The sequence below is a fragment of the Enterobacter sp. CFEC122 genome, from assembly GCF_052983755.1.
The window spans coordinates 1-10,442 of sequence record NZ_JBRIQR010000070.1 but is presented as its reverse complement, the minus strand read 5'-3'; the positions used below and the strand labels follow the sequence as shown (position 1 = coordinate 10,442).

Annotated in this window: 7 protein-coding genes and 3 pseudogenes; 2 read left to right on the top strand and 8 right to left on the bottom strand. The window is 50.7% G+C overall.

Annotated features, from left to right (window positions below):
• Positions 1-311: 311 nt before the first annotated feature.
• On the bottom strand, positions 312-1,850 hold the full coding sequence (locus tag ACVCAM_RS25270; RefSeq protein WP_094166801.1) for a methyl-accepting chemotaxis protein: 1,539 nt from the start codon (positions 1,848-1,850) through the stop codon (positions 312-314).
• Positions 1,851-2,549: 699 nt separating this feature from the next.
• Between ACVCAM_RS25270 and ACVCAM_RS25265 the strand changes: the two genes are divergently transcribed.
• Complete coding sequence (locus tag ACVCAM_RS25265; RefSeq protein ID WP_117078878.1) at positions 2,550-3,473, top strand: IS5 family transposase; 924 nt, start codon at positions 2,550-2,552, stop codon at positions 3,471-3,473.
• Between the two features lie 553 nt (positions 3,474-4,026).
• Here ACVCAM_RS25265 and ACVCAM_RS25260 read toward each other — a convergent pair.
• The 5 genes and pseudogenes from ACVCAM_RS25260 to ACVCAM_RS25240 all read right to left on the bottom strand — a co-directional run.
• Positions 4,027-4,092, bottom strand: a pseudogene (locus tag ACVCAM_RS25260) (IS1 family transposase); the annotation flags it as partial.
• Between the two features lie 56 nt (positions 4,093-4,148).
• Positions 4,149-5,201 (bottom strand): annotated as a pseudogene (locus ACVCAM_RS25255) (type VI secretion system Vgr family protein); the annotation flags it as partial.
• A gap of 307 nt (positions 5,202-5,508) precedes the next feature.
• The gene (locus ACVCAM_RS25250) at positions 5,509-6,321 is read right to left on the bottom strand and encodes a PfkB family carbohydrate kinase (protein ID WP_003032093.1); all 813 of its coding nucleotides are present in this window, start codon (positions 6,319-6,321) and stop codon (positions 5,509-5,511) included.
• 12 nt (positions 6,322-6,333) lie between these two features.
• On the bottom strand, positions 6,334-7,308 hold the full coding sequence (locus ACVCAM_RS25245) for an SIS domain-containing protein (RefSeq protein WP_003032095.1): 975 nt from the start codon (positions 7,306-7,308) through the stop codon (positions 6,334-6,336).
• A 4-nt stretch (positions 7,309-7,312) separates the two neighbouring features.
• Positions 7,313-8,098, bottom strand: a complete 786-nt coding sequence (locus ACVCAM_RS25240; protein ID WP_003032097.1) for an ABC transporter substrate-binding protein — start codon at positions 8,096-8,098, stop codon at positions 7,313-7,315.
• A gap of 226 nt (positions 8,099-8,324) precedes the next feature.
• Here ACVCAM_RS25240 and ACVCAM_RS25235 point away from each other — a divergent pair, with 226 nt between their 5' ends.
• On the top strand, positions 8,325-9,089 hold the full coding sequence (locus ACVCAM_RS25235; RefSeq protein ID WP_032451558.1) for a GntR family transcriptional regulator: 765 nt from the start codon (positions 8,325-8,327) through the stop codon (positions 9,087-9,089).
• A 100-nt stretch (positions 9,090-9,189) separates the two neighbouring features.
• Here ACVCAM_RS25235 and ACVCAM_RS25230 read toward each other — a convergent pair whose 3' ends face one another.
• Complete coding sequence (locus ACVCAM_RS25230) at positions 9,190-9,942, bottom strand: VOC family protein (protein ID WP_063928089.1); 753 nt, start codon at positions 9,940-9,942, stop codon at positions 9,190-9,192.
• Positions 9,939-10,364, bottom strand: a pseudogene (locus ACVCAM_RS25225) (L-2-amino-thiazoline-4-carboxylic acid hydrolase); the annotation flags it as partial. The gene ACVCAM_RS25230 and the pseudogene ACVCAM_RS25225, both read right to left, overlap by 4 nt.
• Positions 10,365-10,442 lie beyond the last annotated feature (78 nt).

Below are 10,442 nucleotides of genomic sequence, written 5' to 3'. Positions count from 1 at the left end.
TCTGATCCTTCAACTCAGCAAAAGTTCGATTTATTCAACAAAGCCCTTTCCTTGCTGGAAGAGAATGATGGTACAACTCATTTGTCCCCTGTCCGGAAAAAGAAAAAAGCAGCAAAAAATAAACAGGGCCGATAATTATAACCGCACAGATACACTGTGCTGAATTTGAATATGCAGGTATTCTATTTTTTTAATGGAATAATAAATTATCAGAATTCGCTGGCGTGTGGAAGATGTAACATATCCGTACAGTGAGATTTCTGGCCGGGATTTAAAGCGCCAGTATTTCTGACGCTTGCCGTTATTCCAGGTTATTTCAGACCGTAAGTTGATACGGCATCCTGAAGTCTGGTGCTCCGTGTCATCAGATCCCGCGTGGAGCTGGCCGACTGTGCGACCATCGTGCTGTTATCCTGAGCCATCAGCTCCACCTTTTCAACAGAACGGTTAATGAGTGTCAACGCTGCCGTCTGTTCTTCTGTCGTGTGATAGAGCTCATTGATCATGGACGACACCCTGGAGACTTCGGCACGGATGCTTTCAATATGACCGCTGGCGATCTCTACGGTTTTTTCGCCGGAAGCCACGGTATCAACCGTCGCGCCAATGAGCCCCTTAATCTCTGCCGCTGCGGAAGCTGAATGCTGAGCCAGTTTTCTGACCTCGCTGGCCACCACGGCAAAACCGCGTCCATGTGAGCCTGCCCGTGCGGCCTCGACTGCGGCATTCAGTGCAAGAATGTTGGTCTGAAAAGCAATATTATCGATAACACTGATAATATTAACGATTTTTTCGCTGGCCTGAGAAATTGATTTCATCATGACCTTTGTTTCATTCATTGCTGCTTCACCTTTTCCGGCAGAGTCATCTGCGGAGGCTGCAAGTTTTACTGTTTCTGCAGCTGTATCCGCACTCTGACGCACTGCGGCCATCAGTTCTTCAGTGGCCTGAGCGGTATGCTGAAGATTCGCCAGCGTTTCTGTCGTCCGGGCATTCAGCTCCTCTGTTCCGGCAGCCAGTTGCGAGCCTGCCACCGACATTTCCCTGATTTGAACATCAGTATCGTTTACCAGTGAATAAAGACGGATCCCGACCTGGTTGACGTTACGCAACATCATGCCAATTTCATCAACCCTGTCGAGTCTGGGGGAGCCGGGCTCTTTGCCTGATGCCATATCCTGAAGATGTTTAAGCACCATACCCACAGGCTTGCTGATCTGCTGGCGTAAAAACCAGTCGGCGAGCAGGAAGGCGATTATCATCACACCGGGCAACACCCACGGAGAAGTGTCTGTCATGCTGCCGGCCAGGCTCATGAGCAGTGCCCCAGCAAGAGCGATCCGCATACGAGCCTGAACAGATATCTTTTTAAACAGGGATAAAAAGGAAAATAACCCGGTTCTGACAACAACGCCTTTATGCAGTTTTTTCCCACGCCCACGGTTCTCTTTCAGATGTATATAAAGCTGTTCTGCTTGCTTCACTTCTTCCGGCAGCGGCGTATAGCGGACGGACATGTACCCGAAAAGCTGGTTTCCTTTATAGAGAGGGGACATGTTTGCCCTGACCCAGTAATGATCACCGTCTTTACGACGGTTTTTGACCGTACCAGCCCAGCATTCTCCCTGCTTAAGCGTGTTCCACATATCACGAAATGCTTCCTCTGGCATATCCGGATGTCGCATGATGTTATGTGGCTGTCCGGACAGTTCCTCCTGCGTGTAACCGCTGGCCTCAATAAATGCTGAGTTTGTATAAACGATATGACTGTGGATGTCTGTTGTGGACATCAGTACGATATTTTTATCCAGTACATACTCATTTTGAGTGACCGGAGAATTAATTCTCATGTTCATTATCCTGAATGAATAACGGAGATATCACTGGCATTCTTTTCTTTGTTTCTCTGTTCGTAACAGAATTGCCATAATAGATATCTTGAATGTCGTGTTTTATAATTATGTCGGAGTGACCAGGTGCCCCCCGGTCTGGCAGATGACTTTAGTATTGCATGGGAATAGTTCTCATTTTATTTTATGGGTTATGTAAATCCGTTTTCGTTTCTGATGCCGTGTGATACCCCTTCCTGATATTGCGTTCCGGAAAATGCAAGGAAGGGGAGAAACTGGCGAAGGAACAAATTAAATAATTAAAAATATAACCAGTGGCAGGAAGAGTTAACTCTCCCTGTGCAGGCTGGTTTATGGTGCTTTAAACGTTACGTCAGGATCTTGCTGTTCCGGAATGACAACTAATGTTCATCTGTAAACGCGCGGCATATTATATGACATATGTCACATTTTTTCAATGAACATAAATGTGGAAATATTTAGACAAACAGGTTGATGAGTGGATTTTAACTTAAATTTTAAGATTGATATCTGATTTCGGGTGTTTCAGTGTGCACAGTACCAGGTTTTTCTGATTATTTATCCATTTTACTGACAAAGCATGGTTGTTTAAATCAAAAATGGCTTTGTTGAATAAATCGAACTTTTGCTGAGTTGAAGGATCAGATCACGCATCCTCCCGACAACACAGACCATTCCGTGGCAAAGCAAAAGTTCAGAATCACCAACTGGTCCACCTACAACAAAGCTCTCATCAACCGTGGCTCCCTCACTTTCTGGCTGGATGATGAGGCGATTCAGGCCTGGTATGAGTCGGCAACGCCTTCATCACGGGGAAGGCCCCAGCGCTATTCTGATCTCGCCATCACCACCGTTCTGGTGATTAAACGCGTATTCCGGCTGACCCTGCGGGCTGCGCAGGGTTTTATTGATTCCATTTTTGCCCTGATGAACGTTCCGTTGCGCTGCCCGGATTACACCAGTGTCAGTAAGCGGGCAAAGTCGGTTAATGTCAGTTTCAAAACGTCCACCCGGGGTGAAATCGCACACCTGGTGATTGATTCCACCGGGCTGAAGGTCTTTGGTGAAGGCGAATGGAAAGTCAGAAAGCACGGCAAAGAGCGCCGTCGTATCTGGCGAAAGTTGCATCTTGCTGTTGACAGCAACACACATGAAGTTGTCTGTGCAGACCTGTCGCTGAATAACGTCACGGACTCAGAAGCCTTCCCGGGCCTTATCCGGCAGACTCACAGAAAAATCAGGGCAGCCGCGGCAGACGGGGCTTACGATACCCGGCTCTGTCACGATGAACTGCGCCGCAAAAAAATCAGCGCGCTTATTCCTCCCCGAAAAGGAGCAGGTTACTGGCCCGGTGAGTACGCAGACCGCAACCGTGCCGTTGCTAATCAGCGGCTGAGCGGAAGCAATGCACGGTGGAAATGGACAACGGAATATAACCGTCGCTCGATAGCGGAAACGGCAATGTACAGAATTAAGCAGTTGTTGGGAGATTCACTGACGCTGCGTGACTACGATGGTCAGGTTGCGGAGGCTATGGCCCTGGTACGAGCGCTGAACAAAATGACGAAAGCAGGTATGCCTGAAAGCGTGCGTATTGCCTGAAAACACAACCCGCTACGGGGGAGACTTACCCGAAATCTGATTTATTCAACAAAGCCATCCCACTATTGACAGAGGGTGATACAAGCTCATTTTATCCAGACTTTTTAGTATGGAAGTCAGACCTTGTCTATTGCCTTGATACCAAGGGGGGCCATCTATTGACTGATGCCGTAGCGCGCAAGCTTTTTAATATTCATGAAGATGGTCGGAGTAAGATTCTAGTGAGATTTATCACAGAAGGAAAGCAGACAGAGCTGCGCGGCAAAGCAACAAAGGGAGGATATACTGTATGGAAAATGAAATCTGGGCATCCTACCCCAATTTATGTGGCGGATTTAGACAAAGCTGTTAGGGAATGTCTAAAATAGCGAAGCCATAGCATAGAATTTTTAATGGCATTATGATCAGGACATAAAGGACTTCATGCAGGGAAAAAATATCCCAAAAGAAACTGGTCATGTCAGCACACCAAAGGATCCTCGCCGGATCCTTTGGTTTTTCTCAGCCACAATCGCTTAACGTGAGTTTTCGTTCCACTGAGCGTCAGACCCCTTTTACCGTTACGCACCACGCCTTCAGTAGCTGAACAGGAGGGACAGCTGATAGAAACAGAAGCCACTGGAGCACCTCAAAAACACCATCATACACTAAATCAGTAAGTTGGCACCATTACCGCATTCCCCACACCGACACATACAGGCGGGCGTCCCGCGAACCGCGATACGATGTAAAGGCGACAATCACCCCGTCTTTAAGGTCGTGCAGCTTTGCACCAACGGGATCAAACACCCTCCCCGGACTCAGCCAGTAAGCGTTGCTGAACAGGTGAAGGTAAGCGGATTGATTCAGCTCGCGCTCATGGCGAATGCGGGCATAAAAGGCTCCGCTTTCAGTTGCAGGCTCCGGGTCAGAATCATCTCCGGCGTTGAGATAAGGTTCGGTATAACGGTAATGCTCGCCTGTCATGACGGCAGGAGAACGCACTGAGACAGCGACATCCATTGGATCCCGTGCTGTACGATAATTGTAATCACGGGCCGAAACGTTCTCCGTCACCACGTTATGCCATGAACGCGCTCCCCAGCAGCAGAGTTCCGCCCCATCATGCAGGCCGGAAGGTTCATGGTATGGCAGGGCACCGTTAAAGATATAGTGGAGCTGGCTGTCGCCGAAGATCGTCACATCCAGCTCTGTGACGTCGTTTATCTCCTGACGGAACCAGATGCCCACGTCAGACAGAATGCGCTGAATAAACTGCAGGTCGGTTTCACGCCACTGGGTTATCAGTTCACGAACCGGATAATGCCGGGAAAGTGTAAACGCAAAATCCGCCCCTTCCAGCCCGTGAGAACGCAGCACCTGCGCCACCACTTCAGGTACAGAAAGGTTCTGGTAAATAGCACAGCGACGTGAGCGGGAGAGCAGAGCAAGGCGTGATTGCAGAGTCACAGCGTAATGTGACTGGTCAGCACTGGTGGAGAGCCATTCAAGACCGGTAATGATGCCATGCACCGCTTTGCAGCCCTGCATATGGAAACTGGCGTATTTCAGCAATACGTCCTCGCCCTGAACAACCTGTGGCGTGGTGAATTCAATACGCCATGAAAAAGGCTGACTCAGGGCTTCTGTTCCCCTGAACCGTAAGACATCCGGTCTGACGGTACTGTTATTAATATCCAGCGTATAACGGGATAAGGAACCTTTCCCGGTGAATGCAGACTGATCCATCAGCATGCTTTATCCTTAATGAAGTAAGCTCCCGGCGATAAACCCACCACTTTACTAAGGGTATTGTCCTTTAATTAACCAGCACACACAAGTAATCAGTTACTTACATACTTCAATAATAAGTGGCAGCGCCTTTTATCATCAGATCGGCAATCAGAAATAATATTAACGAAACGCCAGACTTACCGAAGCCGGCATCAAGTTTGCTCGTTGAGCAGGACCATCATTTTTGCTGCAAAAACAGCAGAATGAGCGGTTCCCATTAACGAAGGGGAATCCACTCAAAAGCGGAGACATTCCTGCGGGATTAATAAGCTTCGCCTTCGCCGAAGGCGCCGTCCACCAGGCAAATTCTCGCTGCAAAATGCGCAGCAGCCTGCAGTGCTGCGGTGATATTACCGTGCTGACGTAAATGGAGCAGAAACGCAGTGATAAACGCATCACCCGCACCTAATGTATCCACTGGTGTTACCGTCTCCGGCTCCTGCTGATACCAGTCTTTACCATCGAACAGAAGTGCACCTTGCTCGCCACGCGTCGCGACCGCCAAACCGCTGCCTGCCTGCACCGCCTGCACCAGAAGTTCACGCGTTTCTACCAGCGACCATCCCGCACAGGAGAAAAATGCCGCGTCGAGCCAGCGGCATAATGGCAGCGCCTGTGCGATGACAAAATCATCTGAGAAATCATATGAAAGCCATCCGGATAACGTTGCCAGCGCAGGTAGTTGCGCATCAATATAGCTGTAGCTGCTGGTGTGGATCAGCGAGAAATCATTAAGCCAGTCCATCTGTTGCAAAATAAAGTCCATCGATTCCGTCTGACGCACACCGCCGAGATTCGAACCGAGAAACACCCGTTCCCCCTGTTCAATCGTCAGCCGCGCATAGCCATTTTCACCCGCAACCTGACGGCAATGGCGTATATCGATGCCGAACTTTGCCAGCGCACGCATCACATGGTCAGCCGCCGCATCGTTACCAAAAATGCCCAGATAGGCAGCCGATGCATCCAGCATCGCCGCATACACGCTGAAATTGAGCGCGTTGCCTCCAGGATACCGTACACGCCGGTGTTCATATTTATCGACAACGTTGTCGCCTATGCCAATGACTTTCATTGATCGCCGCCCTTAGTAATCCACCACGCCCATATAGCGGCGGGTTGAGAGCGGATGCTGGCGGATATCAGCCAGTGCCGCACGGTAGTCGCACATGATGCTGTAAAACAGCACCGGGTTAAAGTAGTCCACCACTGATGCAGGCAGCGCATTCAGGCCCAACTCGCGGGCGTCCACAACCTCTGTTTTGTCGTTATAACGATTCAGGAACGCCTGCGCACGCTGATCCAGAGCACGTGTGCGGCCTTCATTCATCAGGAGGATAAAGGGTACGTGATTATCGGTGACTTCAAATGGGCCATGAAAGAACTCGCCGCTGTGAATAGAAGCGGCATCGAGACGCTGCATTTCCATCAGTGAGCAGATGGCGAATCCATAGGCATGCCCGTATGAGGCGCCACTCGAAAGCACATAGAACAGGGACTCATGCTGATAGCGTTCTGCGAACGCGGCGCAACGGGTTACCACCTTAGCGCGGGCCTGGCGGATCACCGTATCGATTTGCGCAAAGCCATGCTGGAAAGCCTGCCATTCGGCAAAATCTTCCACCTGATACAGCGTATCCATGCACAGGCTGAGGATCAGCGCCATCGGGTTTTCGGTGACCAGCGTATCATCACCCCATTTATATAACAGGTTATGGTCGGCCCATTGCAGCAGTTCCGCTTCCGCATTGTGCGTAAGCGTGATAGTGGCGGCACCACGGTTTTTTGCCAGTTGAGCCGCAGCCACAGACTCTGGCGTGTTGCCACCATGCGAACAGACAATCACGAGTGACGAGGCACCTAACGCGCGCGGTGCAGCATGCACAAATTCATTGGCAGTCATCATCCATGAGCGCAGATTTTCACTCTGCTCATTGAGGAAATAATGAGCAGGATACATATCGACCAGCGAGCCACCGCAAGCGACCAGGAAAACCTGACGCAGCGGCTTATCCTGAAAATGGCTGCTCATCAGGGAGGTAATGATGGGTTGGGTCTGCATGGGGTTAATCACCGTAGATATTGAAATTGAAGTATTTTTTCGCTAAACGATCATAGGTTCCGTTGGCGCGAATCGCGGCGATCGCCTTGTTAAAACGGGCCTGCAAATCTATATCATCCTGCCGTAACCCGATCCCGGTGCCGGGCCCAAAGATCTCATCATCTTTGACTTGCGGCTGGATTAGCGTGAACTTTTGGCCCTGGGGTTTGCTCAACAGCGCTTCAGTGATCACCACCGCATCATCGAGCGTGCCATCAAGGCGGCCATTAATCAGATCGGCATAGACCGATTCCGCATCCGGATAAGCAACCACCTCAACGCCCGCGTTGCGCCAGTATTTGTTGGCATAACTTTCAAATACCGAACCCTGCTGGACGCCAATACGTTTACCTTTCAGCGATGCCGCCGTGGGGGCGAGCGAACTGCCTTTAGCGGTCACCAGGAATGCGGGAGTATTGAAGAGTTTGTCACTGAAAGAGATGGCTTTTTTACGTTCATCAGTGATCGACAGAGAAGAAAGAATGGCATCAAATTTCTTTGCCTGAAGTGCCGGAATAAGCCCGTCGAAGCTGTTCTGTACCCAGGAGCATTGCACCTTCATCTCCGCGCAAATCGCATTACCAAGGTCGATATCGAAACCGATGAGCTGACCATTGGCATTTTTCGATTCAAACGGTGGGAAGGTCGGGTCGATACCGAAACGCAGCTGATCCGCCGCCGCCGACGTGTGAATGCAGCCTAACATGGCTATCGCTGAAGCAAGCCCGGCGATGGCTTTTTTAATTTTCATAGCTGTTCCCCCCAATGTTTAAACATACCAAAAAATATACCACGAAGATTGATATACGCTCGATCTGGCGGATATAGCAACAATAATTCGCGAATAATAACCAAAAAAATTGTCGTGGTATGTTATGCTTAGTGTCACGCCATACCGATATAAATGATTTTTATTTTGTATAATCAACTGATTGATTTCCTATTTTTTGCTTTCCATAACCGACACAAAACAGACCATGACCAGCCCAGTAAAACAGACCAGAAGGCCGCGCAGGAGCTATCTCGACGCGCGCAAAAAACTACTCGGAATGCTCAATTCACCCGATTTCAACAGCGGCGATCAGATCCCCGCAGAGCGCGAATTAAGCGAGGTGTTGGGTATCAGCCGTGTGACAGTGCGAAAAATCATCACTGAATTGATTGACGAAGGCGTGCTGGAAAGACGGGGGAATCAGGGAACCTGGTTGGTCGATACGGCGATTGAACGCCCGCTACAGCCTGCGCTGGGCATCAGTAAAATTCTTGAATTGAATGGCGCAGTGCCCAGCAGCCAGTTGATCTACTTCCATATTTCCGCGGCCAGCGCCCGCATTGCACGGCTACTGCACATTGAAGAGGGCGATCCTTTAGTCATGATCAAACGCCTGCGCCTGGCTGATGGACACCCTTTCTGCATCGAAACCAGTTACTTACCTCAAGCCCGTGTCGCGGATTTGAGCGCTGATATGTTAGAAAAAGAAGGGTCGCTTTATCGCCTGCTGGCTGAACGTTACGCTATTCACGATGTGTACGATGAAGGAACCATCCGGGCAGCGGCGATGAGCGAAGAGGAGCATCAACTGTTGCAGGCGAAACCAGAGAGCCCGGCGCTGGTCTACCGTGGTGTGATTTACGATAGCCAGCATCAGCCGATTGAGTATCTGGTCTCGGTGAATCACCCGCAACGCGTCGCTTTTCGCATCAATGGCGGCCTGAAGGAAGTGGACGTGCTTTCACCGTGACGGGCTATTGCATGTTTTCGCCGCCAGCGGGGCGTGGATAATGGCTTCCGCCATTTGGCCGGCACCAATAAAATGTACATTTGCCATGAGCGGCAACGCCTTATTGAAAGCGATATTCACCGCGACCGACGCGAAAACGCTGGCCTTTCAGCGACGGATCAGAGGCGTTAAAAACCAGTTCGACTAATCGATTGGCCTCCCCCTGACGAAAGAGAAAGCGCTGCTGTCCTGCGGACAGACCTTCAGACAGTTCATTAAAACCGAACAACGCGTGCCAGTGCTCACGCGCGGCCTGCGGATCCTGCACCTCAAAAATGGCGCTCTGTAATGTCACTTCGCCTGCCGGATGCGGCTTGTCGAGCCCCTGAGCGCGTAGCCGCGTTAGCCGTGCGTTATCATCTTCTCCCCATTGCAGAACAAAGGGATACGGCAGGCCGTTAAAATCCCCATCAATGGTAAAAATACGCCAGCTAATGACGTTTCCTTGCGGGTCGTTGCGCTGGCCGTTAACAATTGGCGAGACCTGTAACCCTTGACTGCGCAACTCTGCATGCGTCTGGTCAATATCATCCGTGCGCAACGCTACCCGGTGCAGCACCAGGTTTTCGGGCAAGAGTTGCGCCGCATCACGGGAGAGCAAAAAATCGGCCTGCGCCGAAGCCAGCTCAACATAATCGTAAATGGCGAGAAACTCGATGTAGGTAAGCCCGAAATAACTGAGCGCATTCCAGGTTCCCCAGCCAGGGTGACGCCCACCGGCAAACGCGTTGAGCCCCTGCCCGGCAAACGTTGCAATCGCCTCGTCCGGCTGGTTCACAAACTGAACAGCGTGATCCCATTTTAATGTTGTCATGAAGCCTCCTGAGACTGATAGAAACGCAGGCGGCAGGCGGCATCCCCCCGCGCCAGCGCCGTCTCAACCGCTAGCTGCACGCCATCAAGCGCATCGGTTAACGCATGATCCCCCTCCATGCAGATATCACACAGCGTCTCAATCTGCCGGGCATCGCGTCCCTGCTGGCGCCAGCAATTGACGTAAGGGCAATAATGGAACAGCACAATAAACTCTGACGGGCTGGCCGAAACGGTCTCCATTTCGTAAACCCGCGATTCCAGGCCACGGGTAAACACGGCGGCAAACTCCTGCAGGTCGTGACCATGACGCATCTTCGCGCGCACGGAACGTCCGATATCACGGCCATAATGGCGGATAGCGTCACGCGCATAATCGTCAGGCTGATGGCGTTGTCGGGACTCATCGGTAATGGTGCCAACTTACTGATTTAGTGTATGATGGTGTTTTTGAGGTGCTCCAGTGGCTTCTGTTTCTATCGGCTGTCCCTCCTGTTCAGC